This window comes from Streptomyces melanosporofaciens (genome assembly GCF_900105695.1).
GTDB lineage: Bacteria > Actinomycetota > Actinomycetes > Streptomycetales > Streptomycetaceae > Streptomyces > Streptomyces antimycoticus.
In genome coordinates, this window is the sequence record NZ_FNST01000002.1 from 3,112,800 (window position 1) to 3,136,208 (window position 23,409).

Sequence of the window (23,409 nt, forward strand, 5' to 3'; positions counted from 1 at the left end):
CCACACCCCCCCCGTAGACGCAAGGCGCCCCCCACGCACCCACCAGAGCCCACTTACCCTTGCTGCCTTCCGGCCCTGGGGAGTTCGGTGAGATAGCGCCACGTGAGGGGCTGCGCCCCACCTTAGCGGATGGGCCGGGGTGCGAACGACTCCGCGGGTGCCCCTTCTGGTCGTGGACCGTTTCCGGCCAGGATTCGGCCGGCGGCCAGTGGGGCAGTAGGACAGCCCCGGCAGACGTCATCCGGCGGCTTCGGCGGCTTCGGCGGCTTCCGGCGGCTGCCCGGCATCATCCGGTGGCTTCCGGCTCGCGATGGGCGGCGAGGTACGTCCCGGCGCTGATCACAGGGATCACGGCCAGCACCCACCAGACCCGGTGGTAGTCCCCCAGGATCGTCGCGCTGGTCGGCGTCCCCAAGACGGCCACGAACAGGCTGACGCCGAGCAGGGCGCCCAGCTGCCGGAAGCTGTTGTTGATGGCGGTGCCAACACCGAAGCGCTCCGGTGGCAGTGCCTTCGCCGCGGCGCTGTTGAGAGTGGAGAGCGCCAGGCCGACCCCGATGCCGTTGAGCACGAGGGTGGGAAGCCAGTGCGCGGCCCAGTGCGGCGAGGCGCCGGTGCGCAGGGCGAGGGCGGCGGCACCCGCGGCGTAGAAGAGGGCGCCGGTGACGAAGACCGGGCGGTAGCCGAATCGTTCGGCCAGCCGGCCGGCCGGCGGGGCCACGAGCGCGGTGACGAGTGCGCTGGGGCTGACGGCCAGTGCGGACTTCAGCACGGAATAGTGCCAGACGTTCTGCAGGAACAGCAGGCTGGAGAGGAGAACGGCGAAGAAGGCCACGGAGAAGACCAGTGTGGCGACGTTGGATGCCTGGAAGTTGCGAATCCGGAACAGGCTCAGGTCGAGCGCCGGCCGCGCGGCATACCGGGACCGGCGGATCAGCACCGGGATCAGGACGACACCGGCCACCGCGGTCGCAAGGACACGCGGGTCGTCCCAGCCCAGGTGCGGGCCGTAGATGACGGCGAAGCTGAGCAAGGCGGGCGCGGCGGCGCTCATGGCGACGCCAAGGGGGTCGGGCAAGCCTCCGTTCCTGGAGCCGCGGGTCTCGGTCAGCAGGCGTGCGCCCCAGACCGCGGTGAGCAGGCAGACGGGGACGTTGAGCAGGAAGACCCAGCGCCAGGTGGTGTATTCGATCAGGAGCGCGCCCAGGGTCGGGCCGATCGCGGTGGCGACGGCCGCCATGGCACCCCAGGTGCTGATCGCCGTGGCCCGTCGCTCCATGGGAAAGGCGGGCAGCAGAAGCGCCAGTGAGGCCGGAACGATGATGGCACCGAAGACGCCCTGGGCCGCCCGTGCGGCGATGAGGACGCCGAGCCCGGGGGCGAGACCGCACAGGGCGCTGCTGAGCGCGAAGCCCACGAGACCGACCTGGAACAGGCGCTTGCGGCCGTAGGCGTCGGCCAGTTGCCCGGCCGGGATCAGGAACGCGGCGAAGACCAGGGTGTAGGCGTTCAGGACCCACACCAGGCGGGTGATACCGGCGTCGAAACTGGTGCTGATCGTGTCGAAGGCGACATTCACGATCGTGGTGTCGAGGAAGACGATGAACACGCCGAGGCTGGTCAGCGCCAGGATGCGGCGGTCACCTCCGTCCGGCACCGACGGGGCGGATGCGACCGGGGGCGTCGCTTGCGGGGTGGACGGGATGGACGGAATGGACATCGGCGCGCGGCTCCTCATACGGCTGTCGGGGTCGTCCTCACACGGCTGTCGGGTCCGGCGGCCCGCGCACACCCCGTCGGCAGGTCGTACGGCAGGGGGCGCGGTGACCGTCCGACGGGGGTACGGGTCACCGCCACGAGTTGATGACCAGCGTGAACAACGCGATGAAGGCCACCCCCACGAAGATCAGGTACTGCGGGAAGAAACGCCGCCAGCGCTGGGTGAGCACGCCGATCAGCGTGAGCACGAGGCCGACGCCGACGATGCGCTGCCCCCGGGCGGCCGTGGAGCGCAGCACCCACTCGCCCGCGGGGACCCCGGCTCGCCCCGCCTCGGCCGCGTACACCTTGTAGGGGATACCGCTGGCGGGCTGGTGCCGTACCGCGCGGGCACTCTCCGACCGGATCTCCTTCTGCGCCGTGGTGTGCATGCGGGTGGTGGTCAGCGGCTGGGGCAGGTCGACGGAGGTCCCGGAGTACAGGGCGAGCGCGACCAGACCTCCGGCGACGCTGGCCACGGCGGCGCTCACGGTCAGCCGCAGCCCCGCCCTGGGCGCGGCGACGCACAGCACGGCGAGCGCGAGTTCCGGCAGCAGCGGCCAGCTCAGCGCCTCGGTGAAGGACCAGGCGGCGACCAGACCCAGGCCCTTCCAGGACATCGCCAGCCGGGCGATCCGACGCCGGACCCGGCTGTCCCGGGGCCGGCACTCGGCCAGGAGTTCGAGGACCGCCGTGCGGGCGGTGTCGGCGTCGGGGTCCGTCAGTGGCCGCCCGATCCGCACCCGCACGGCGTGCGGACGCAACCGTCCGCGTTTGGGCAGCAGTTCCGCGGTGCCGGACAGGGCGACGGGCACCACCGGCACACCGTGGGAGACCGCCAGGTCGACCGCACCCCGGCGGAACGTGCCCACGCGGCCCGCCCCTCGGGTGCCTTCGGGAAAGACGACGACCGCGTGTCCGGCGCGCAGCATGGGACCGGCGATGGCCTGGAGGTCGGAGTAACCGCCACCGTGGCGGCGCACGGGAAAGGCGGCGGCCAGGACCGAACACACCAGGCGGCGCACCCGGTTCCGGAACCAGTAGTCGGCGGCTGCCGCCACCCGGGGGGCACGACCGACGCTGAGCGCGGCGAGGAGCACTGCCGTGTCGGCGTGCGAGGAGTGGTTGGCCACCACCACACAACCGCCCTTCGGCAGCTTCCCCTTGACCGTGAGACCACCGGTGAGGAGGAGGACGGTGCGCCAGAACCGCCGACGCAGCCACGCCGCCACCAGAAGTCGGAACGCGGGCCGCGCTCGCCGCCCGGGGGCCTCCGCTTCGCCGGCGACGAACCGCTCGGGCCGCGGATCGCCTTCGGACCGCGCATCGCCCTCGGGCCGCGGATCGCCTTCGGACCGCACATCGCCCTCGGGCCGCGGATCGCCTTCGGACCGCGCATCGCCCTCCGTATCGCCTCGCACCATGAATGACGACCCGGTCGCCGCGTTCTTCGTCATGGCATGGCTCCCAACAGGAGAAGGGTCACGAGAAGTGAGTCGATGCGATCCAGGAGCCCTCCGAAACCGGGCAGCCAATGGCCCGCGTCCTTCACCCCGGCGCCTCGTTTGATCATGGATTCGAGCAGGTCGCCCAGTGCGCAACCGCACAACACGGCCAGCCACCGCAACGGGGTCCAGGCGTCCATGGCCCACAGCGCCAGACCGGACAAGGCGGCGGAGCCCACAACTCCGCCCCAGGTCTTGGCAGGTGAGAGCGCGGACAGCGGACGGCTCAGGGGTCCGGAGCGGCCCAGTGCCCGCCCGCCGCACCAGCCGCCCACGTCCGCGAAGGCCACGCTGACGCAGATCGCGATGGCGAGGTCCCCCAGGGACACCAGTCCGGTGAGGGCAACGGGCAGCCAGATGAGGCCGAAGGTGGTCCTGGCCGCGCGGTCGGCGCCATGGACCACGTCCTGGCCCACCAGAGGCGGCAGCGCGGCGGCGCAGAGCAGGACGCCGGCCATGGGCAGCGTGAGTACCCCGGGCCGCAGCCAGGCAATGAGGGGCAGGAGCGCCCCGGCACCCAGCAGTAGGGCGCCGTCAGCGCGGCGCAGGCCCACCAAGCGCATGTACTCGGCGGAGCCCACCACCGCGAGCCCGGCCGCGAACAGGGCGGCTCCGGGGGCGCCGAAGCCCAGCGTCCCGCAGACGACCAGTGCGGTGACGCACCAGGTCCGCCAGCGACGGCGCAGCTCGACGTTGCGGACGAAGAGAAGGACGAGGCCGCTCACCGTGAGCGTCCCGGCGAGGAGCGGCACGGCCCGCGCCAGCTCCGGCGGAAGTGGACCCGCTAAGGGGGTCACAGCCGACCGCTCAGAGGATCGTGGTCACGACCCTCGCCGACCCGACCACTCTCGCCGACCCGACCACTCTCGCCGTCATGACCGGCTTCGCCGTCACGGCGGTTGCAGAGCGCCACGACCTGGAACAGCCGCACACCGGCGGTCAATGCGGAACCGACCACCATCACCACCGCGGCGGGCGCATACCACCCGGACGCCGCGGCGACCGCGACGACGAGGCAGCGCTCGGTCTTCCCCATCGGCCCGCCGTTGATTCTCCGCACCCCGGCCGCGGCCCCGGCGATGGAGATCCATGACGGCGCCGAACTGGCCAGCAGCACACCAAGTACGAATGGAGGCGATAGGTGCGGCAGAAATCCGAGAACCACCACGAGATCCGCCGCTCGATCACCGATTTCATTCAGAAACGAACCCAGTCGGGTCTGCTTTCCGGTTTCCCTGGCAATGGAGCCGTCGAGATTCGCGCAGGCCAATCGAGCCGTCAGGAATACCACCACGGGAACGACGGCCCAGGGAGCGGCCAGCACGGCAAAGGACGCCGCAGCAGCGCCTGCACAGAGCACTCCCGCAAAGGTGACCGCATTCGGAGAGATTCCGCTCCGGATCAACCATCGCCGGAGCAGGGTTAATCGGCGGGCGAACCACGGTTTAAGCGCGTACAGCCCATTCATGGCGAGACGATAGCAAGCGGATGAACGAATCGATACCGCCGACCCCCGAAGCTAGTGAATACACCAGGCGCACGCCTTATGGCACTAGTAAATGCACCAGACCCCACATTTTACCGGAACCCCGAATACCCGCTTCTGCATCGGATTTCCCCGGTACGCTCCGGCCCGCCCCCGGCAGATCCCCGAAGAGACGGCAGAACCGGCTCATTCCAACGAACCCGCACTCCCCCCGGAAACGACCACGACGGACCACACGCCCACCCCACCCCCGCGCCCGCATTCGGCGACGACCGCCCCGGATGGAAGCCCCAGGCCACTCCCACCGACCATCAGCCACAGAACCCGTCCGGTTTATCTCGATTCCGCCGGACATTGACTTCCCCCGACCGACAATGTGGCATGGCCCACAGAGCACGCGGTACGCGCCATCGGCCGTGTCAGGGCACCTCATCAAGTGGGGTAGAGTGTTCCACGGAGGATTCGCCTAGAGGCCTAGGGCGCACGCTTGGAAAGCGTGTTGGGGGCAACCCCTCACGAGTTCGAATCTCGTATCCTCCGCCAGTGCCTCACCGGGCACGATGTCGAAGGGCCCCACCGCTCGCGGTGGGGCCCTTCGACATTGCCCGTCTCAGCTCGGGGTCGGCGGAGCCCTGGCGCCGTCGGGGCCAAGATTCCCAGCCCTTGATCGGCAAGCGTGGCGACGTAGCGCCAGGTCTGGTGATCTGTTTCTCCACGATCACCGCGCCATGGGGCTCAGCAGTTCCAGTGCTTGCTCCCACCGGAATGTGTCGCGTCCGCCACCGGCCTTCGGCTGGTGCGGCTCGTAGTCGGCGATCAGCACGCCCATACCCCGCAGCCGCTCCAGGCTCTGCCGGTAAGCGGGATGGGCGGCCTGCGCGGCGTTCAGATAGGGCAGGGCGGCAGTGGGGACGCCCAGGCCGTACGCCTCGCACAGGATGCCCACCGCCAGGGTGTCCGAGATCCCGGCGGCCCACTTGTTGATGGTGTTGAAGGTCGCCGGGGCGACGGCGATGGCGTCCGGCGGCGGGAGGGGGCGCGGGTCGCCGGGCGAGCGCCAGGCGGAGCGGATCGGGTAGCCGGTCTGGGCCTCGACTGCTTGGGAGTCGATGAAGCCCAGTCCCCGCGGGGTGGCGATGACACCGACGTCCCAGTCCCGCTCCTGTGCCGCAGTGATCAGCTTGCCGACGTCATCGGCGATCCCGGCCGCACAGACCACCACGTACAGGAACGGCTTGGTCCGCTCGCTCATGCGGGCACTCCCAGGTGTCGGCTGAAGTGATGCAGCTCGGGCACGGCTCGGCGGCGGTCACGGGCCGCCATGTCAGCCACCAGCTCGCGCACAGCCGGCCGTCGGACGTCCTGGGCCGCGCAGCTTTCGGCGACGCGCAGGGCCCGGTACCCGTCGGCGAGCCTGCCCTGTTGACTGTACGCACGGGCGGCGTCGACCCACAGGGCCGCGCGCCGTTCCGGAACGGGGATCGGCCGACGCATAAGCGGTCGGGCCGCCTCCAAGGCCACGCCCGCGTCGCCGAGGGAGACGGCGGCGCTGACAGCGTGCAACTCGACATTGGTGGGGCTGAAGTTGGCCCACGCGTCGGGACGGTCAAGGGCGACGTAGCGGGCAATGTCCTTCGCCTCGCTGAGAAAGTCCTGCGTGGCCGCGCGGTCTCCGGCGGTACTGGCCGCCGTGACGCCGCGCAGCACCATCAACCCCAGGGCTGCGAGATATCGCGGAGGACGGCGATCGTAGGAACCAGAGAGCTGCTCTGCGGTGTGGTGAACGAGCGTCACGGCTTGAGTGGTGTGCTTCTCGCGGGCCAGAACGTGCGCGTGAACACGGACGCTGGACGCCAGGACGACGGGATCACCACAGCGTTCGGCCTCCGCCATGGCCCGGCCCACAGCCATCCACGCATGACCGACATCGCCGAGCTTGAGCAGCAGGCTCGCCGAAGTCTGGTAGGTCGTCGCCAGCAGACCGATGACGGTTGAGGCGTGGGAGGAATCTGCTGCCGCGTGCCGCAGGGCGGCGATCAGCGGGGGGAGTGCACGTCCCAGCTCTGCGTAGTCGCACGTAGAGAACAGCCGACGTACTGCGGCTACCCGGTCCCCCAACTCGGTGACACCGACCTCGTCGGCGACGGGGGCGGGCGGCGGTGCAGGCAGCAGGGCATGGATCAGATCCTGATGGGCTGCCGGGCTGGGCGTCGGCGGCACCGCGAGGGAGGCGATGCCGGCGGCCAAGAAGGTACGGCGGTGCATGTCCTCCGTCTCAGGGTCTGCGGCATGGGGAACCGGAGGGGCGGCCAGGCCAAGTTCGTGAAGCGGGATGTCAAGCACCTCGGCCACATTCCGTAACACGCGCGTGTCTTCCGTGCCGCGCCCGTTCTCCAACCGGCTCACCTTCGCCTGGTGGTAGCCCAGCGCCGCGGCAACCTGTGCTTGCGAACACTTCTGTCGCAGGCGAGCTTGGCGGATGACCCGACCGAGCCGTCTCGCCTGGTTCCGCACATCGGCCATCTCCCCCACGCCCCCTCCTGTCGCCACCGATCCTGCCCCTCAAACCGAGCGTAGGTCAGCTGAGATGCGCCGTAATGCGGCTTCTGCATAACTCATGCCCGCGTGGCACGGGCGGAGGCCGCTGGGTGCCGACGAGCGGTTACGTGGAACGGCCCCACTCGTTCCGGAGGCGCACATGGAAACGCACCAACTCAGCTTCGTTCTCCCCAGCACACCCCGTGCTGTCACAGACACACGGCACCGCGTACTCGCGGCGTTATGTGGATGGGGACTGCAGCCCGGCAGCGACGTGCTCGACTCGGTTGAATTGGCTACCAGCGAGCTGGTGACCAACGCCGTGAAACACGCGGGCCCTGAGCCCTTCTCGGTCGACATCCGACTCCGTGGTGGACTCGTACGAATCGACGTCTGCGACGCCGGCTATGAACTCCCGCGGCTGAGCCTTCCTGGCTCAGCCGACGAGAACGGCCGAGGACTGCTCATCGTGACCACCCTGGCAGCTCGGCACGACGTGGAGCTGACGCCCACCGGAAAGCGGTGCTGGGCCGAGTTCGAAGTGCCCCTGGAAGCGATTGTCGACACGAAGGCAGCCTCTGCTGCCCCTTCACACCCTTGAGGGGCCTGCCATTCCGCTCCTCATCCACCGGCGCCTCCTCCGGAACCGCGGCCTCGCCGCCAAACGCCGAGCTTCTCCATGGACCCCATCCACGGCCAACGCGGAACAGGCACCACACCGCCCCTGCCGGCCAGGCCCCATCACCGGCAACGAGCAACAGCGTCACCGCCGAACTTCCTCACCGAGAGGCTCCACATGACGCCAAGGACCGAGAACAACAGCAGTTGGGAACTCGATCAACTACATCGCGATGAGATCACCGTGGCAATGAACTGGGTGGTCCGCACGTGCCAGGAGATTGTCCGCGACTACAGCCACAAGGTGTTCTGGGTCCCCGCTGGCACCCCAACCGGCACAGCGCCGACCACGGCCCACCTCATCAACTCGGCTCGCACCGACGTCCTCAACAAGCTCCAACGTCAGGTCTCCGGGGCTGAGGCCATCATCAGCTACGCGGAGGAGGAACGCGCCAAGCGCAAGCGGTGAGTTACCACCTTCAATACGGGTTCAAGGCCCGCGCACGGCGCGGGCGCGCGCCGCCTCTGCGGCGCGGATTGCCTCCTGACTGGCCCCGGCTGGCCGCGCCCGGCGGCGCGCTGGCGAGCTGCGGGCAGGAAGTGGGAGACACCCTCTGTGGCTGAGGCGGTCGGCTCCACGGCTTTAGGCAGCCACTCCGGGGCGAGCCTCTAAGATCATGGCCCCAACGTCGTGCTTTACCGGGCAGGTCCACAGACTGCCCGACTCGCCGGAAGCTTAAGGACCCTAGGGTCGGAAGAATCGTCGCACCGCCATTACTTCCTAGCTCCCGTCATTAAAATCTTTCGGCCAGTCATCACGAACCTTCTGAACGACATCTCGGCATTTCGTGATATTCTTGAAGAGGCTCGTCACATAGCTACTCGGATACACATCATCGACATGTTTCACGAGAGAAGAGAGGGCTCTTTCGGTAAGTGCTGGCACCTTCCTCAGCTCTGACGACCAGTCGTACTCGGCGTCATCGATGCGTTGCAAGTCGATTTCCCGGAAAACCAAGTGAAGTACGAGGCGATTACCCTGGAGGCAGACCGACCGCGGACGCCCATCGAGTTTCTTCTTCAGGTCAGACAACGTGAGGTCCACATGGCGCATGACCTCAACACATCTCCAAACACGATATGGCCCCACAGTCGGATTGAACAGTGTACGGTACGGGGGCTTTTCCGTTGACTCCCAAAGACTTCCGACCTTGCTCTTTGCAAGGACCGCCAAACTTGGTTCTCTATTTGCGCATGCCAGGGCAACGGTGGCATCCACCACTGTGCAGCCATTCTCAGGACTGGGCACAGGTTCTCCACGTTTGATCGCATACGTCTTCTTCAGCGAAAGCACCAGTTCGGTACGCAACCGATCCTGTTGCGGGTCCAAGGCCACGAAGTCTCGCGTCTCTACGCTGTTTTGAGTATTTGTCGCCCTCGTGACTGCCGTCGCAAAGCCCTCTGGACAAGCTTCAAGATTAATGAATCGAACCCACACCATTGCCCCGTCCAGAGAACTCCCACTCCTCTGCCACGCCTTATGAATACTGGCCACAGTTTGAGCACCATTCACGACGCTAACTCCGGTCAGAGAAAAATCACCGAAAGTGCGTGTTGCCGCGCCACGCGGCGTCTTCTTGATGCTCTCACAGAGAGCCGTCACACCATTATTAAAGTACCAAAAATGATGAGGGGAATCCAGGATAGTATTCGCTAGCGCATCGTTCACGCTCGTGTTACCAAGAGCCTTTCGGATGTTCTGCGAGAACAGTCGGTCACCAAAACGTTCATACCATTCGGCAACGTTCGAAGCCGCCACAACACCATAATAGGCTTCGTACGGCTCACTTACAGTTCCCCAATTTTCCAATTGTGCGTTAAAATCGATGCGGGTGCCACCCAACCCCTCAGCGACAAATGAATGAAACTCAACCAGCCCCAGCATCTCTACTGAAACCAGTTGTTGAGTTTCATTCATCTCATCGAGCACGTCCTGAAAAACCGCAGCGGACGGTTTCGCCAACTCCGTCCGACCGGTCGTGGCTACGACAAGGACGAATGTCACATCGACATCGTCGAGCGCCGCTGTGATCTCCTCTTCGCGGGCTTGCAATCGCGGGGTGAAGCGATCAAACTTCGTGTCGAGGAGATCTTTGAATCCCGCAATGAAGTTCCTTGAATCGCCTAATCCAAGGCTGCCGTCCCCTGACCCATCCCACTTGGACTGCACAAGAATTACCCTGTGCGATGCAGCATCAATCGCAATGGCGTCAATTCCATTGTCGTGACTCCCATCCACAACGGTGGCAGCCGCTTGCTTCGCCGACAGTTCGGTAAACCTCTGAATCGCGAGGGCCGCTAGAGACCTACTCAGGAACGCCTTCTCGCGAACGGAAGAGCTAGCCTTTTCGTAATCGCTCATATCGATGTGACCCGCGAAACCTGTGTGCAGCGCGTCCTTGATGTGCCTGACCCATAGCTTCTTCATGTGCCCCTCGCACTCCAAGATCAGCAGGCCCGTCCCAGAAAGGAGCACCGTACCGATCGCACATGGTGATGGGGAAGGGCCAGGCTGTAATCACCTGCCGACAGTGGCCGCCCGACCTCAGCTCTTAGCAAGGCAGGTGTATGTTCCACTCGCCTGCGCCTTCCCGATCCTGAGCCTCGCGCTTGCGGTCGGCACCTGGACAGACGTCGTGCCAGATCGTGCGGAGAACCACGGGGAATAGCGGGGAGCGAGGCAGATGCCACCCGAGCCTAAATCGCCGCTCCGCCGCAGGCCCAGCCGGATGGAGACTCGTGGATCACCTGAGCATCCCAAGGGCTCTGTCCATGAGCCCAGGAGTCAGACGAGGTCCCGCCAGAAGAGGATTGTCGCCTTCGGGTTCCAGTTCTCGTCAACGCCGCCACGTGCCTCGTCAAACTCCTGGTGCATGTAGTCGACCAGGTCCAGCCCGTAGTAGATGACATCGGTCTGCCACATCGAGAGGACAGGATGGCCGTAGCTCCCCCGACCCGCCGGGAGGTACCGATGGGCGTACACGGGCACCAGCGTCGGCGCTTTCGCGAGATGATGCCGTGCCGTAGTCAGTGCCGCCGCCCCGTCGGCCGGACGTTCACCCCAGCCCTCGTGCCAGAAGCCGTTGTACTCAACGCTCAGGAGAACGCCCTCCACCGGCCAGCCGAGTTGATCACGCAACTCGTCCGGATCTCCACTGCGCCAGTCGGGCCAAGGCTTGGACCAGGTCTGCCCCTCCTCAGGAGGAACGTTCACCGGAAGGCCAACCGCGAGGAACGCGCGGTGGTCATCTGCGAACTCAAAGCCGTATTCGCGCTCGATGCGCGCGAACTCAGTGTCCGACAGCCCCGACTCGAACTCGTAGAGTCCGGTCTGTGCCAAGCGGCGCGCGGCTTCAGCGCCCAGACGTGCCCCCTCATTGCTGATCACCGCCGCACGGTAGCGCCAACGGCCGGGAGGGTCAGGCGTCGCGTCGGTGTACCGCTCGCCAGCCGGCCAGGAGCGCGGCCGTTGCCCATAGTGCTGTCACCGCGAGGCCCGTCCAGGGGCCGAGGTCGCCCGTCGGGTGCTGGTGGAGGACTTGCTGTCCGGCGCGGTCCGGAAGGTAGGCGGCGGCGCCTTCGGCGATGTCTCCGACCACGAAGGAGACGATCAGGATGAACGGGATGAGCAGGCTGAGGACCGCGACGGCGCTGCGCAGCAGGAAGGTGAGGCCCGCGGCGAACAGGGCCATCAGGGCGAGGTAGGTCCCCGCGCCGGCACAGGCCCGCAGTGCTCCCGGTTCGCCGAGGCCGATGGCGTACTCCCCCAGGAACGCCTGGCCCGCGAAGAAGGTGGCAAACGCGGTCGCCAGCCCCACGGCCAGGGAGGCGGTGGCGAGGACCGCCGCTTTGGCCGCGTAGAAGAGGCTTCGGTGCGGCACGGCCGAGAGGGAGATGCGCAGGGCGCCGTTGGCGTACTCGGATGACACGGCCGTGGCTCCGAAGGCGATGGCGGCGATCTGCGCGAAGTTGATCGCGTAGAAGGCTCCGAAGACGGGATCCTCGCCGTTGTCCGCCTCCGCTCGGCCGACGGTGCCGAAGACGAGCAGGGTGATGGCCAGGGTGGCGGCGAAGACCGCGATGAGCGATCCGAAGCTCGCCCGGACGGACCTGATCTTGATCCACTCGGAGTGGAGCACCGCGGTGACGGACATGGTCAGGCCTCCTACGGTGTGGTCGGGGAGGTGCGGGAGGCTGCGGCGAATTCCGCCTCGTCCGTCGTGAGGGCCAGATACGCCTGCTCCAAGGAGGCGCGTTCGTCGCCGAGTTCGAGGACGGGGATGCCCGCACGGGCGGCGAGGGCTCCGATGTGCTGGGCCGTGGCGCCTTCCACCACCCATCGGCCGTCGTCGCCTTCCACCACCGGGTGTCCCTTGGCCGCCAGCGTGGCCCGCAGCCGGGCGGGTTCGCTGGTGCGGACGCGTACGCGCTCGTGGCTGTGCTGTTCGATGAAGTCCCGCAGTGAGGTGTCGGCGAGGAGCCGGCCGCGGCCGAGGACGACGAGGTGGTCGGCGAAGGTCGCGGTCTCGTTCATCAGATGGCTGGAGACGAGGACCGTGCGGCCCTCGCGGGCGAGCCGGCACAGCAGTTGCCGCATCCAGATGATCCCTTCCGGGTCGAGGCCGTTGGTGGGCTCGTCCAGCAGGAGGACGGGCGGATCTCCGAGCAGGGCGGCGGCGATGCCCAGGCGCTGCCGCATGCCGAGCGAGAAGGCTTTGATCCGGCGGTGTGCGACGGTGGCGAGGCCGGTCTCCTCGAGGACCTCGGCCATGCGACGGGCCGGGAGGCGGTTGCTGACGGTGAGGAAGCGCAGATGGTCATGTGCGGTGCGGGAACCGTGGGCCGCCTGCGCGTCCAGCAGCGCGCCGACCGTGCGCAGGGGCTCGTGGAGGGTCGCGTACGGGCGGCCGCCGACCGTGGCGGTCCCGGAGGTGGGGCGGTCGAAGCCGAGGACGAGGCGCATGGTGGTGGACTTGCCGGCGCCGTTGGGGCCGAGGAACCCGGTGACCCGGCCCGGTTCGATGCGGCACGTCAGATGGTCGACGGCCCGGATGCCGCCGTACTCCTTCGTGAGGCCCTGCAGATCGATGCTGGTCATGGTGTCAGCGTGCTCGGGTGCGGGCGGGTGGACCTCCCCCGCCGGAGGAGACCGTCTCCCCTGCACGGGGGAGATGCCGTGACCGCCCGCCATGCCACGATGCCCGTATGCCCGGCCCTCCGCTGCCGCTGACCCGTGCGGTCACCTACACCCGCTGGCTCCACCTGCTGGTGGGGGCGATCCTGCCGTTCGTCTGCGGCACGGTCTATCCGGGCCTGGACAGCCCGTCGCCGGGCGACTGGGGGGTGATCGCGGTCCTTCCGGTCCCGCTGGTCCTGGCTGCCGCCATGGCGCCCTCGGTCCGCCGCGCGGAGGGGCTGCAGGCACGGCTGATGCTGTTCCCCGGTCCGCACGCCCGGGTGACGAGTGAGGAGGATCCGGGTGTCTCCGCGATTCCGTCCGCTTCCTGGGCCGACCGGGCCAGAACCGGTGCCTGGCTGGTACTGCGGGTGGAATTGGGGCTCGCCGTCGCCCTGGTGACGGGGCAGTTGATGGCGCTCTCGCTGTCGCTCACCGGAGCGGCCGCCGGGGAGCCCGAGTTCGCGGATCCGCTGCTCATGGGGGGTTCCTGGCCGCGCTGGGTGTACCTCCTGCTGATCCCCGTACCCCTGTTGGTACTGGTGGCCGGGGCCGCCGGGGCGGGTGCGCTGATAGCGCGGGCCGCCCGCCGGCTGCTCGGGCCGTCGGTCAAGGAGCGTCTGTCCGCGTTGGAGGAGCGCACCGAGCAGCTCCTGGAACGCAACCGGATCGCCCGGGAGTTGCACGACTCCCTCGGCCACGCGCTGACCCTGGCCGTCGTACAGGCGGGCGCCGCCCGGTCGGCGGCCGACCCGCAGTTCACCGATCGGGCGCTGGAGGCCATCGAGGAAACGGGACGGGCGGCGCTGGAGGACCTGGAACGCGTCCTGCTCGTGCTGCGCGAGACGGGGCGGCCGGCCGGTGCCCGGCCCACGCTCGGCGAGGCGGGCCGGCTGCTGGATTCCGCCCGGTCCTCGGGTGCCCAGGTCCACGCCGAGGTGAGCGGGCCGTTGGAGCATGTGCCGGGACCCGTCTCCCGTGAGGCCTATCGGATGCTTCAAGAGGCCCTCACCAATGTGCTGCGGCACGCGGGCCCGGTCCGGATCGGCGTGCGCATCGCCGTGGCGGACGACCGGCTGCGGCTCGAGGTGCGCAATCCGCCGGCCGCGGCGGCCTCGGCGACCTCGGCGACCGGCGCGGGCGGTGGCAGCGGGCTGCGCGGGATCCGCGAGCGCGCCGCGCTGCTCGGGGGTGAAGCCCGAGCGGGACGCGACGGCGACCAGTGGCTGCTCCACGTCGTCCTGCCACTGCGGTGACCTAGGCTGACCCGATGCCGCTCACCATCCTCCTGGTCGACGACGAGCCGCTGGTACGAGCCGGGCTGCGGGCCGTGCTGGAGGCTCAGCCGGACATCGAGGTGGTGGGCGAGGCGGCCGACGGAGCCGCGGTGATCCCCCTCGTACGGCAACTGCGCCCCGACGTCGTCGCCATGGACGTACGGATGCCGTTGATGGACGGCATCGAGGCCACGCGGGCCGTGCTGCGCACCGTGCCGGACCCGCCGAAGATCGTGGTGGTGACCACCTTCGAGAACGACGACTACGTGTACGGGGCGCTCCGGGCGGGCGCCGACGGCTTCCTGCTCAAGCGGGCCCGGCCGGCGGAGATCGTGCACGCCGTAAGACTGGTGGCCGAAGGTGACTCCCTGCTGTTCCCGGCGGCGGTAAGGCAGTTGGCCGCCTCGTTCGGCCAGGATCACGGCAACGCCGAGGCCCGGACGGCCATGGAGCGTGCCGCGCTGACCGGGCGGGAGGGGGAGGTGCTGCGTCTCATGGCACGCGGACTGTCGAACGCGGAGATCGCCGCGCGCCTGGTGGTGGGGACCGAGACCGTCAAATCCCATGTGAGTTCCGTACTGGCGAAACTCGGCGCACGCGACCGCACTCAGGCGGTCATCGCGGCGTACGAATCCGGCTTCGTCTCCCCGGGCTGATGAGCGGGCGGCGCCCGGCGGGCCGCCCCCGGCGACCGCCTGACGCGACGACGTGCCCCGGGGCCGCGCGGCGTGGAATGAAGGCGGCGATCACGGCCATGCCGCACAGGAGGCCGCGGCCCGGTTCTCGTCTTCAGTCGGAGTCCGCGGGTCGGGGCTCGCTGACGCGGAACCGGAGCCAGTTCCGGGATCGGAGTGGAGACGGCCCGGGCGCTCGCGGCGGCGGGTGCCGACGTCACCCTGGCCGTGCGGGACACCGCCGCGGGGGCCCGCGTGGCGCCGGCCTGGAGGCCGGGCTGCCCGCGGACGCCGGAAAGCTGGCGGTGGCGCGCCTCGATCTGGCGGATCGGTCCACCGTCAAGGCGTTCGTGGACGCCTGGACGGGGCCGTCGCACATCCTGGTCGGAAACGCCGGGGTGATGGCCCTTCCGGAGCTCACCCGCACCCCTGACGGCCGGGAGACCCAGTTCGCCGTCGACCACCTGGGCCACTTCGCGCTCGCCGTCGGCCTGCGCCAGGCTCTCGCGGCGGCGGACCGGGCGCGTGTGGTCTCGGTGAGTTCGCTCGGGCACCTCTTCTCACCGGTCGTCTTCGACGATCTGGACTACCGCTTCCGCCCCTACGACCCGTGGACCTCCTACGGGCAGGCGAAGACCGCCAACATCCTGTTCGCCGTCGGCGCCGCCGAGCGATGGGCCGACGACGGCATCGCCGCCAACGCGCTCATGCCGGGCGACATCGGCGACACGTCGCCGGCCCGGCATTCCGTTCACCGAGAAGAGCGCGCGCGAGCCGCGGGTGCTCGTTCCGGCCCTCGACGCCAAGATCGCGGCGAGGGCCAGGATCCTTCCCGTGGACGCTCCGGACAGCCCGTGGTGGCGGGCCCTGTCCGAGATGACATAGCGGCCGTCGCAAGGCTCAGGCGGCGCGGCGGTCGCGGGTCAGGTAGAGGCCCGTGGCGGTACCGATGGCGGTGAGGCCGGTGACGGAGCTGATGACGATCTGCTCGATGCCGGTGAAGGCGAAGCTGGAGGCGACGTTGACGAGGGCGGCGAGGGCGAGGACCAGCCAGAGCAGGGACTTCATTGGGGGTTCCTTTCGCGGGGCCCTTGGTGGGCCATGGTGTCGGCCGGTGTCGCGGCCGTTCCTTGTCCGAGCTCTACGATCCCGTTTCCGCGCCGCCGCCTCGATGGGCCGCGCCCCCGAATCCAGGGTGTAGCGCTCTACACCACCGCTGCCGTGAACCCGTCCCGTCACTTAGCCTGACCGCCATGCGGGAGACGGTGTGGCGCGCGGGGCGGGCCTCGGTGGAGTTGCTGCGGGGGGCGGGGATCGCCCTGGCCTCGTATCTGTTCGTCGGGGTGGCGATCTTCGCCGCCGTCGCGATGGTCACCGTCGTGGGCGCGGGGGTGCTGCCCGAGTCCGTACTGCTGGTGCGCAAGACGGCCGGGTACAAGCGGCGGTGGGTGGGCGCCTGGACCGGTGAGCCGGTGCCCGAGGTGTACCAGCCGCTGAACGGGGAGGTGTTCGCGCGGGTGCGGACGGCGGTCGGGGATCCGGCCACCTACCGCGATCTGCGCTGGCTCGGGGCCCACGCGGTCTACGGCTGGCTGCTGGCCTGCTGCGCGATGCCGGTGTGGGTCGTCGGGCTGCTGGTCGACGGGGTGTGGTGCGGGCTGCTGAGGCAGCGGGCCGTGGTGCTGCCGCTGATCGAGCGGCTCGTCGACCTCGACGCGGCGTGGTCGCGGGCGCTGCTGCTGCCGTCGCCGGAGGCGCTGCGCACCGCCCGGCTGGCCGAGCGGGTGGAGGAGCTGTCCGAGACCCGGGCGGGCGCCGTCGCCGCGCATGGGGCCGAACTGCGGCGCATCGAGCGGGACTTGCACGACGGTACGCAGGCGCGTCTGGTGGCCCTCTCGATGCGGGTGGGCCTGGCGCGGCGGGCGTACGACAAGGACCCCGACGCGGCCCACAAGCTGCTGGCGGACGCGCAGGACCAGGCCGAGGAGGCCCTCACCGAGCTGCGCCATGTCGTGCGCGGCATCCATCCGCCGATCCTCACCGACCGCGGACTCGTGGGCGCCGTAAGGGCGCTGGCGGCCGGCAGCGGGCTCGAGGTGTCCGTGGGCGACGACGGGGTGGAGGACGGGCCCCGGGCACCGGCGGCGGTCGAGGCGGCCGCGTACTTCGTGATCGCGGAGGCGCTGACCAACGCGGCCAAGCACAGCGGGGCCGAGCGGGCGTCGGTCGAGCTCGTGCGGAAGAAAGATAGGTTGAGGGTCGCGGTACGGGACGAGGGGCGGGGCGGGGCCGATCCCGCGGACGGCAGCGGGCTGCTCGGCATGCGGCGCCGGGTCGCGGCGCTCGACGGGACCGTGGAGATGACCAGCCCCGTCGGGGGGCCGACGCTGATCGAAGTGGAGCTGCCGTGCGTGTGGTGATCGCCGAGGACAACGCTCTGCTGCGGGAGGGCATGGTCCTGCTGCTGAACTCCGCCGGGCACGAGGTGGTGGCCGTCGCCTCCAGCGGCCCCGAGGTGCTGCCCGCCCTCCTCGAACACCGTCCGGACGCGGCCGTGCTCGACGTCCGCATGCCGCCGGGCTTCCGCGACGAGGGGCTGCGCGCGGCGCTCGCGGCGCGGCGGGAGATCCCCGGTCTGCCGGTGCTGGTGCTCTCGCAGTACGTCGAGGAGACCTACGCGACCGAGCTGCTGGCCGATGGCGCGGGCGGGCTCGGCTATCTGCTCAAGGACCGGGTGGGGCGGGTCGAGGAGTTCCTGGACGCGCTGGAGCGGGTGGTCGCGGGCGGCACGGCGCTGGATCCCGAGGTGGTCAAGGAGCTGATGACCCGGCGCCGCGACGATCCGGTGGACTCCTTGACGCCGCGCGAGCGCGAGGTGCTGCACCTGATGGCGGAGGGGCGGGACAACACCACGATCGCGCGGACGCTGGTGGTCTCGGAGCGGGCGGTCAGCAAGCACATCGGCAATGTCTTCGCGAAGCTGGGGCTGCCGCCGAGCGATAGTGGGCATCGGCGGGTGTTGGCGGTGCTGGCGTATCTGAACAAGGGGGTGGGCGTGGGGGAGGCGGTGGACAAGCGGTAGGGCGGCCGGGCGCGGTGCGGGTCCCGGGGCCGGGTGCGGGTGCGGGTGCCGGGCCCGGTGCGGATCCCGGGGCCGGGTGCGGGTGCGGGTGCCGGGCCCGGTGCGGATCCCCGGGCCCGGTGCGGATCCCCGGGCCCGGTGCGGATCCCCGGGCCCACCGAGGTCCCGGCTCCGGCAGTGTTCGCGGCCGCGTGAGCCGTGGCTTTCCCCACCCCGCCCCTTCCCGAAAGAGGGGGCTCGGCCCCCTCACCCCCGCCGGGGCTCCGCCCCGGGCCCCGCTCCTCAATCACCGGAGGGGCTGACATGCCGCGGATACCGCCCCCGCAGCGTCGGCCACACCGGCGGCAGCGACCCCGCCGCCGTCAGCACCACCACCGAGACGATCACCGCGGCCTGCACCGGGGGCAGGTACGGCAGAGTGCCCGCCATGGCCAGGCTGAAGGCCAGCAGGGGTACGGACGCCACGGCCGCACCCACCACCAGGCCGGTCACCACCGTGGCCGCCGCCTCCAGGCGCAGCATTCGGCGGAGTTGGCGGCGGCCCGCGCCCGCCAGGCGTAGCAGGCGCAGCTCGGGGCGGCGGCCGGTGGCGATGAGGGCGAGGGTGCTCAGGACGGCGATCACCGTGAAGCCGCCGACGGCCCCGACCACTGCCACCGACACCGCCTCGGCCAGCGCCTGCTCCGCCGCCTCGCCCCGGACCGGGGCCGGGTCCCGCTCCACGCGGGCCCCGGGCACCGCACGCGCCAGCGCCTTCGTGACCGCCTTACGGTCGGCATCGGGCGCGGTCGCGACCAGGGCCCGGCCCGTGGCGGGCAGGGATGTGTGGCGCAGCAGATCCTCGCGGGAGAGGAGGAAGTCCCCGAGCGCGAGCGAGCGTTGGTACGTCGCCACGACCCGCAGCCGGGTCTCCTGACCGTCGCCGAACCGCAGGGTCACCGTGGAGCCGGGCCGTGCGCCGAGCGAGTCCGCCCGGTCGGCGCCTACGGCGACCGTGCCGGGCCGCAGCCGGGCGAGGTCCCCGTCCCGTACGCCGGGGTCGAGGGTGCGGGTGAGCCGCTCCGGGGTGACGCCGAAGACCGGCAGCCGCTCCAGTTCCGGCGCGCCGAGCTGGCTCCGCGCCAGCAGCACCGTGCCGGGGACGACCTCCGTCGCCGCCCGTACCCCCGGGACCTGGCGGATCCGCTCCACCGCACCGGCCGGGAGCCCGCCGTCCGCGCGCACCGCGAGATCGGCGCGCAGCACCTGGCGGGCCTGGGCGTCCTGGGCGTGGGTCATGGTCGCGCCCCCGGCGAGCTGGACCCCGGCGAACGCGGTGACCAGCACGATCGGGGTGATCGCCGCGCCCAGCCGGTGGGCGGACGCGGCGCAGTTGGCGGCGGCGAGGCGGCCGCCGGGGCCGAACAGCCGCAGCGGAGCGCCGAGCAGCCGCATCGCCCCCTCGGCGATCCACGGGCCGAGCACGGCGCAGGCGATCACCATCGTCACCGCCGCCCCACCGGCCGCGGCCGCCGCGGTCGCGCCCTGCTGGAGGGCGGCCGTCCCGGCCGAACTCGCGCCCACGAACAGCAGCACCAGCCCCGTGATGCGGCGCGCGCTGCCGGGTGCCCGCTCGCGCAGCGCCTCCGCCGGGCGCAGCTTGGCGGTCCCGGAGCAGCCGATGAGCGCCGCGGCCCCGGCCACCAGGACGGTGACGGCGGCGGTGACCAGGGGCGCGGGCCACAGCAGCGGGGGAAGCGTCAGCTCGAGTCCATCGGGCAGCGCGCCCCGGGCGTCCAGCAGCGCGCGCAGCCCCAGGTACGCGGGGACCGCCCCGGCCGCGCCCGCCGGCGCCGCCCAGGCCGCGACCCGCCCCACCTCCCGGCCCACGGCGCACCGGAGCTGTCCCGGTGTGGCGCCGACCGCCCGCAACAGGCCCAGCTCATGGGAGCGTTGCCGCAGCGCTTGGACGATGGTCGACGAGACCACGAGCAGCGCCACCAGGACGACGGCGCCGGCCACGGATCCGAGCGCCGCCAGCAGCTCGTCGCGGGCGGGCGCGGCGGCCAGGAACTCGGCCTCTCCCCGCTCGCCCCCGGCCAGGACGCGCACGGCGGCCGGGTCGCCGTCGGCGCGGTGCCCGACGTCGGTGACACCGGCCGCGTCCAGGGCCTTCCGCACCCGCCCGGCCAGCTCCCCCGGGTCCGTGCCGGGGTCGGCGACGACCCCGACGGCGTCCAGCGCCTCCGGGTGGCCGGCCAGGCGACTGGCCTCGGCGCCGGTGAACCAGACGGCGGAGCCGGGCCCTTCGGCGACACCCACGACGGTGTACGCCGTGTCGCGGCCGCCCACGCGCAGCGTCAGCCGCGCCCCGACGCCGCCCGCGCCGCCGCCCGTCACGACCTCGCCCGCGCGCTGCGGGGCGCGCCCCGTCCGTAGCGCGTAGGGCGCCAACCGGGCGGCCTCCCAGGGCCGTCCGGTGGCGGACCGGCCCGCGCGGCCCACCGGGAATTCCACATCGGCGACGGCCGTCCGTACCCCGGGCACCGCGCGCACCGCGGTCAGCGCCGTACGGGGGATCCGGACCCGCTCGGTGAGCCCGGCGCTCACGGTCTCGCGGTCGCCCAGCGACGCCGCGCTGAAGCGGGTGGTCTGGTCGCCGGCCACGACGAGGTCGGCTCCGGCGTACCGCTCCACCCGTGGATGTGCGCTCCAGGCGGAGGCGAGGGTCAGCCCGAAGGCGCCGAGCAGCAGGGAGGTGAGGGTGAGCGCGGCGAACACGGCGGTCCACGCCTTACGGTGGGCACGGGTGGCGCGAGCGGCCAGCAGGGCGGCGACCTTCATGCCGTCCGCCCTCCCAGCTCCTTGAGGACGCGGCGGATGTCGGCCGCCTCCGGCCGCTCCTGCCGCCAGACCAGCTTCCCCCGCATCAGGAACAGCGCCTCGTCGGCCCAGGCGGCGGCGAACGGGTCGTGGGTGACCATGACGACCGTATGGCCGTCACGGTCGACGGCCTGCCGCAGCAGCGTCAGCACCTCCTCCGTGGCGGCGGGGTCCAGCGCCCCCGTCGGCTCGTCGGCGAAGACGATGTCGGGCGTGGTCACCAGCGCGCGGGCGATCGCCACCCGCTGGCACTGCCCACCGGACAGCTCCGCCGGCACGGCGCCGCCCCGGTCCCCCAGCCCGACCGCCGCGAGTGCCCGCAGGTGCCGGTCGCCGGGGCTCTCGCCGCCGAGCATCAGCGGCAGGGCGACGTTCTCCGCGACGCTCAGCGACGGCACCAAGTGGTGCGCCTGGAAGACGAAGCCGATCCGCTCCCGCCGCAGCCGGGTCAGCGCCGCCTCGTTCAGCGAGGACAGTTGGGTGCCGCCGATGCGCACCGTGCCCGCCGTCGGCCGGTCGAGCCCGGCGGCGCACTGCAGCAAGGTCGACTTCCCGCACCCCGAGGGGCCCATCACCGCGAGAAACCGTCCGCGCGGCACCGTCAGATGGATGGGGTGCAGCGCCACGACCCCCGGCCGGTACTCCCGGGTGACCCCGTCCAGGGTCAGCGCGTGGTGCCAGGTCCCCGTCCGCTCCGCGGTGGCCGTCGTACGGCCGCGCCACTGCCTCTTCATCGGTCCGCCCTCCGTCGACTCCGGACGGATCGAACGGGTCCGCCGGTCACCGAGAACGCTAGAAACGGGCGCGGCCGCGCGGGAGAGAGCACGGTCCCGTACCCGCAGGTGGTAAGGCCCCCGCCCCGGGGTGGAGCAGGCTCCACCATCGCCTGATCTTCCCGGTCCGCGAGCGACTCCCTGGGCGCGCCGCCGTGGTGAACCCCGCCGGGGACAAGATCCTGGACATCCCCACAGGACCGGCATATGAGACAGAAGACAACAGAGAGGCATCAGCCACCCATGGATGTCAGCGCCCGCATCGAGGCCGTCTACGCGCAGATCGTGCACCGCAACCCCGGGGAGTCCGAGTTCCACCAGGCGGCGCGCGAGGTGCTGCCGACCCTCGCCCCCGTGCTCGGTGCGCATCCGGAGTATCTGGACGCCCGGATCGTGGAGCGGCTGTGCGAACCCGAGCGGCAGCTCGTCTTCCGGGTGCCCTGGGTGGACGACGACGGCGAGGTGCAGGTCAACCGGGGCTTCCGGGTGGAGTTCAACAGCGCGCTGGGCCCTTACAAGGGCGGCCTGCGCTTCCATCCCAGCGTCAATCTCGGCATCGTGAAGTTCCTCGGCTTCGAGCAGATCTTCAAGAACGCGCTGACCGGCCTGGCCATCGGCGGCGGCAAGGGCGGGGCGGACTTCGACCCCAAGGGGCGTTCGGACGGCGAGGTGATGCGGTTCTGCCAGTCCTTCATGACCGAGCTGTACCGGCATCTGGGCGAGCACACCGATGTGCCCGCCGGGGACATCGGGGTGGGCGGCCGTGAGATCGGCTATCTCTTCGGCCAGTACAAGCGGATCACCAACCGCTTCGAGGCCGGTGTGCTGACCGGCAAGCCGGTCGGCTGGGGCGGTTCACCCGCCCGTACCGAGGCCACCGGCTACGGCACCGTCCACTTCGCCCAGGAAATGCTGCGCACCCGTAAGAAGGATCTCGACGGTCTTACGGTCGTCGTCTCCGGATCCGGCAATGTGGCCCTCTACGCCATCGAGAAGGTCCACGCCCTCGGCGGGCGGGTGGTGGCCTGCTCCGACTCCTGTGGCCATGTGGTCGACCCGGACGGGATCGACCTCGCCCTGCTCAAGGAGATCAAGGAGGTCCGCCGGGGGCGGATCGACGCCTATGCGGCCGCCAAGCCGGGCGCCGTCTTCTCCGGCCGGGGTTCGGTCTTCGAGGTGCCCTGCGAGGTCGCGCTGCCCTGCGCGACCCAGAACGAGCTGACCGAGCAGAGCGCGATCGCCCTGGTCAAGAACGGCGTACTGGCCGTGGCCGAGGGCGCCAACATGCCCTGCACCCCGGCGGCGATCGAGATCTTCCGGGAGGCCGATGTGCTCTTCGGCCCCGGTAAGGCCGCCAACGCGGGCGGTGTGGCCACCTCCGCCCTGGAGATGCAGCAGAACGCGTCCCGCGAGCGCTGGACCTTCGCCCAGACCGAGGCACGCCTCGCGGCCGTCATGACCGAGGTCCACACCCTGTGCCGCACCACCGCCGACCGCTACGACTGCTCTCCCGACGACTACGCCCTGGGCGCGAACGCCGCCGGGTTCGTGCGGGTGGCGGAGGCGATGGCCGCCCAGGGCGTCGTCTGAGCCGGTCGAG

General features: G+C 70.5%; 20 protein-coding genes, 1 tRNA gene, 1 other RNA gene and 1 pseudogene. 9 read left to right on the top strand and 14 right to left on the bottom strand.

Translation table 11 applies throughout. The annotated features are described in order from the left end of the window. Window positions 1–20: 20 nt before the first annotated feature. The 5 genes from ffs to BLV72_RS15800 form a co-directional block, all read right to left on the bottom strand. Window positions 21–114, bottom strand: an RNA gene (gene ffs / locus BLV72_RS15780) — signal recognition particle sRNA small type. A 172-nt stretch (window positions 115–286) separates the two neighbouring features. Next, window positions 287–1,720, bottom strand: coding sequence for an MFS transporter (locus BLV72_RS15785; protein WP_167746362.1), 1,434 nt, complete (start codon window positions 1,718–1,720; stop codon window positions 287–289). 127 nt (window positions 1,721–1,847) lie between these two features. After that, window positions 1,848–3,215: a lysophospholipid acyltransferase family protein gene (locus BLV72_RS15790; RefSeq protein WP_244320781.1), complete on the bottom strand. Its 1,368-nt coding sequence runs from the start codon at window positions 3,213–3,215 to the stop codon at window positions 1,848–1,850. After that, the gene (locus BLV72_RS15795; RefSeq protein WP_280143012.1) at window positions 3,212–4,015 is read right to left on the bottom strand and encodes a phosphatidate cytidylyltransferase; all 804 of its coding nucleotides are present in this window, start codon (window positions 4,013–4,015) and stop codon (window positions 3,212–3,214) included. The genes BLV72_RS15790 and BLV72_RS15795 overlap by 4 nt, the downstream gene beginning before the upstream one ends. Before the next feature lie 41 nt (window positions 4,016–4,056). Beyond that, on the bottom strand, window positions 4,057–4,731 hold the full coding sequence (locus BLV72_RS15800) for a CDP-alcohol phosphatidyltransferase family protein (protein ID WP_093462972.1): 675 nt from the start codon (window positions 4,729–4,731) through the stop codon (window positions 4,057–4,059). A gap of 473 nt (window positions 4,732–5,204) precedes the next feature. Here BLV72_RS15800 and BLV72_RS15805 point away from each other — a divergent pair. Then, window positions 5,205–5,292, top strand: a tRNA-Ser gene (locus BLV72_RS15805). 175 nt (window positions 5,293–5,467) lie between these two features. On the opposite strand, the gene BLV72_RS15810 is transcribed toward BLV72_RS15805, so the two are convergent. Next, window positions 5,468–6,001, bottom strand: a complete 534-nt coding sequence (locus tag BLV72_RS15810; RefSeq protein WP_093462974.1) for a flavoprotein — start codon at window positions 5,999–6,001, stop codon at window positions 5,468–5,470. After that, the gene (locus BLV72_RS15815; RefSeq protein WP_093470369.1) at window positions 5,998–7,272 is read right to left on the bottom strand and encodes a helix-turn-helix domain-containing protein; all 1,275 of its coding nucleotides are present in this window, start codon (window positions 7,270–7,272) and stop codon (window positions 5,998–6,000) included. The genes BLV72_RS15810 and BLV72_RS15815 overlap by 4 nt, the downstream gene beginning before the upstream one ends. Before the next feature lie 175 nt (window positions 7,273–7,447). On the opposite strand from BLV72_RS15815, the gene BLV72_RS52015 reads away from it, so the two are divergent. After that, window positions 7,448–7,888, top strand: coding sequence for an ATP-binding protein (locus BLV72_RS52015; protein WP_167746363.1), 441 nt, complete (start codon window positions 7,448–7,450; stop codon window positions 7,886–7,888). Window positions 7,889–8,149: 261 nt separating this feature from the next. Then, window positions 8,150–8,374: a hypothetical protein gene (locus BLV72_RS15825; RefSeq protein ID WP_244320782.1), complete on the top strand. Its 225-nt coding sequence runs from the start codon at window positions 8,150–8,152 to the stop codon at window positions 8,372–8,374. 312 nt (window positions 8,375–8,686) lie between these two features. Here the strand turns inward: BLV72_RS15825 and BLV72_RS15830 are convergent, their stop codons facing one another. From BLV72_RS15830 to BLV72_RS15845, 4 genes are all read right to left on the bottom strand, one after another. Then, window positions 8,687–10,393, bottom strand: a complete 1,707-nt coding sequence (locus tag BLV72_RS15830) for an AIPR family protein (protein ID WP_093470370.1) — start codon at window positions 10,391–10,393, stop codon at window positions 8,687–8,689. A 357-nt stretch (window positions 10,394–10,750) separates the two neighbouring features. Next, window positions 10,751–11,353 carry a hypothetical protein gene (locus BLV72_RS15835; protein WP_093462979.1) on the bottom strand — a complete coding sequence of 201 codons (603 nt, stop codon included), beginning with the start codon at window positions 11,351–11,353 and terminating at the stop codon, window positions 10,751–10,753. Between the two features lie 31 nt (window positions 11,354–11,384). Beyond that, complete coding sequence (locus BLV72_RS15840) at window positions 11,385–12,119, bottom strand: ABC transporter permease subunit (RefSeq protein WP_208905635.1); 735 nt, start codon at window positions 12,117–12,119, stop codon at window positions 11,385–11,387. An 11-nt stretch (window positions 12,120–12,130) separates the two neighbouring features. After that, complete coding sequence (locus tag BLV72_RS15845; RefSeq protein ID WP_093462981.1) at window positions 12,131–13,063, bottom strand: ATP-binding cassette domain-containing protein; 933 nt, start codon at window positions 13,061–13,063, stop codon at window positions 12,131–12,133. A gap of 107 nt (window positions 13,064–13,170) precedes the next feature. On the opposite strand from BLV72_RS15845, the gene BLV72_RS15850 reads away from it, so the two are divergent. The 3 genes and pseudogenes from BLV72_RS15850 to BLV72_RS15860 all read left to right on the top strand — a co-directional run. After that, the gene (locus tag BLV72_RS15850; RefSeq protein ID WP_093462982.1) at window positions 13,171–14,397 is read left to right on the top strand and encodes a sensor histidine kinase; all 1,227 of its coding nucleotides are present in this window, start codon (window positions 13,171–13,173) and stop codon (window positions 14,395–14,397) included. Window positions 14,398–14,411: 14 nt separating this feature from the next. Further along, window positions 14,412–15,074 (top strand): response regulator transcription factor, encoded by a 663-nt coding sequence (locus BLV72_RS15855; RefSeq protein WP_093462984.1) that lies wholly within the window; start codon window positions 14,412–14,414, stop codon window positions 15,072–15,074. 171 nt (window positions 15,075–15,245) lie between these two features. Beyond that, window positions 15,246–15,814: pseudogene (locus BLV72_RS15860) on the top strand (SDR family NAD(P)-dependent oxidoreductase); the annotation flags it as partial. A 178-nt stretch (window positions 15,815–15,992) separates the two neighbouring features. Here BLV72_RS15860 and BLV72_RS47915 read toward each other — a convergent pair. Further along, window positions 15,993–16,160 carry a hypothetical protein gene (locus BLV72_RS47915; RefSeq protein WP_165449173.1) on the bottom strand — a complete coding sequence of 56 codons (168 nt, stop codon included), beginning with the start codon at window positions 16,158–16,160 and terminating at the stop codon, window positions 15,993–15,995. A gap of 185 nt (window positions 16,161–16,345) precedes the next feature. Between BLV72_RS47915 and BLV72_RS15865 the strand changes: the two genes are divergently transcribed. Together BLV72_RS15865 and BLV72_RS15870 are read left to right on the top strand one after the other, a co-directional pair. Next, on the top strand, window positions 16,346–17,512 hold the full coding sequence (locus BLV72_RS15865; protein WP_093462985.1) for a sensor histidine kinase: 1,167 nt from the start codon (window positions 16,346–16,348) through the stop codon (window positions 17,510–17,512). Then, complete coding sequence (locus BLV72_RS15870; RefSeq protein ID WP_093462987.1) at window positions 17,500–18,174, top strand: response regulator transcription factor; 675 nt, start codon at window positions 17,500–17,502, stop codon at window positions 18,172–18,174. Before BLV72_RS15865 ends, BLV72_RS15870 begins: the two co-directional genes overlap by 13 nt. 282 nt (window positions 18,175–18,456) lie before the next feature. Here BLV72_RS15870 and BLV72_RS15875 read toward each other — a convergent pair whose 3' ends face one another. After that, window positions 18,457–20,997, bottom strand: coding sequence for an FtsX-like permease family protein (locus BLV72_RS15875; protein WP_093462989.1), 2,541 nt, complete (start codon window positions 20,995–20,997; stop codon window positions 18,457–18,459). After that, window positions 20,994–21,770, bottom strand: a complete 777-nt coding sequence (locus BLV72_RS15880) for an ABC transporter ATP-binding protein (RefSeq protein WP_093462990.1) — start codon at window positions 21,768–21,770, stop codon at window positions 20,994–20,996. The genes BLV72_RS15875 and BLV72_RS15880 overlap by 4 nt, the downstream gene beginning before the upstream one ends. A 282-nt stretch (window positions 21,771–22,052) precedes the next feature. Between BLV72_RS15880 and gdhA the strand changes: the two genes are divergently transcribed. Beyond that, window positions 22,053–23,399: an NADP-specific glutamate dehydrogenase gene (gene gdhA / locus BLV72_RS15885; protein ID WP_093462992.1), complete on the top strand. Its 1,347-nt coding sequence runs from the start codon at window positions 22,053–22,055 to the stop codon at window positions 23,397–23,399. Window positions 23,400–23,409 lie beyond the last annotated feature (10 nt).

What these genes read in the sequence shown, in the direction of transcription:
- BLV72_RS15785 (WP_167746362.1), bottom strand. Translation starts at nt 1,720, where the DNA reads ATGTCCATTCCGTCCATCCCGTCCACCCCGCAAGCGACGCCCCCGGTC.
- BLV72_RS15790 (WP_244320781.1), bottom strand. Translation starts at nt 3,215, where the DNA reads ATGACGAAGAACGCGGCGACCGGGTCGTCATTCATGGTGCGAGGCGAT.
- BLV72_RS15800 (WP_093462972.1), bottom strand. Translation starts at nt 4,731, where the DNA reads ATGAATGGGCTGTACGCGCTTAAACCGTGGTTCGCCCGCCGATTAACC.
- BLV72_RS15810 (WP_093462974.1), bottom strand. Translation starts at nt 6,001, where the DNA reads ATGAGCGAGCGGACCAAGCCGTTCCTGTACGTGGTGGTCTGTGCGGCC.
- BLV72_RS15815 (WP_093470369.1), bottom strand. Translation starts at nt 7,272, where the DNA reads ATGGCCGATGTGCGGAACCAGGCGAGACGGCTCGGTCGGGTCATCCGC.
- BLV72_RS52015 (WP_167746363.1), top strand. Translation starts at nt 7,448, where the DNA reads ATGGAAACGCACCAACTCAGCTTCGTTCTCCCCAGCACACCCCGTGCT.
- BLV72_RS15830 (WP_093470370.1), bottom strand. Translation starts at nt 10,393, where the DNA reads ATGAAGAAGCTATGGGTCAGGCACATCAAGGACGCGCTGCACACAGGT.
- BLV72_RS15840 (WP_208905635.1), bottom strand. Translation starts at nt 12,119, where the DNA reads ATGTCCGTCACCGCGGTGCTCCACTCCGAGTGGATCAAGATCAGGTCC.
- BLV72_RS15845 (WP_093462981.1), bottom strand. Translation starts at nt 13,063, where the DNA reads ATGACCAGCATCGATCTGCAGGGCCTCACGAAGGAGTACGGCGGCATC.
- BLV72_RS15850 (WP_093462982.1), top strand. Translation starts at nt 13,171, where the DNA reads ATGCCCGGCCCTCCGCTGCCGCTGACCCGTGCGGTCACCTACACCCGC.
- BLV72_RS15855 (WP_093462984.1), top strand. Translation starts at nt 14,412, where the DNA reads ATGCCGCTCACCATCCTCCTGGTCGACGACGAGCCGCTGGTACGAGCC.
- BLV72_RS47915 (WP_165449173.1), bottom strand. Translation starts at nt 16,160, where the DNA reads ATGAAGTCCCTGCTCTGGCTGGTCCTCGCCCTCGCCGCCCTCGTCAAC.
- BLV72_RS15865 (WP_093462985.1), top strand. Translation starts at nt 16,346, where the DNA reads ATGCGGGAGACGGTGTGGCGCGCGGGGCGGGCCTCGGTGGAGTTGCTG.
- BLV72_RS15875 (WP_093462989.1), bottom strand. Translation starts at nt 20,997, where the DNA reads ATGAAGGTCGCCGCCCTGCTGGCCGCTCGCGCCACCCGTGCCCACCGT.
- BLV72_RS15880 (WP_093462990.1), bottom strand. Translation starts at nt 21,770, where the DNA reads ATGAAGAGGCAGTGGCGCGGCCGTACGACGGCCACCGCGGAGCGGACG.
- gdhA (WP_093462992.1), top strand. Translation starts at nt 22,053, where the DNA reads ATGGATGTCAGCGCCCGCATCGAGGCCGTCTACGCGCAGATCGTGCAC.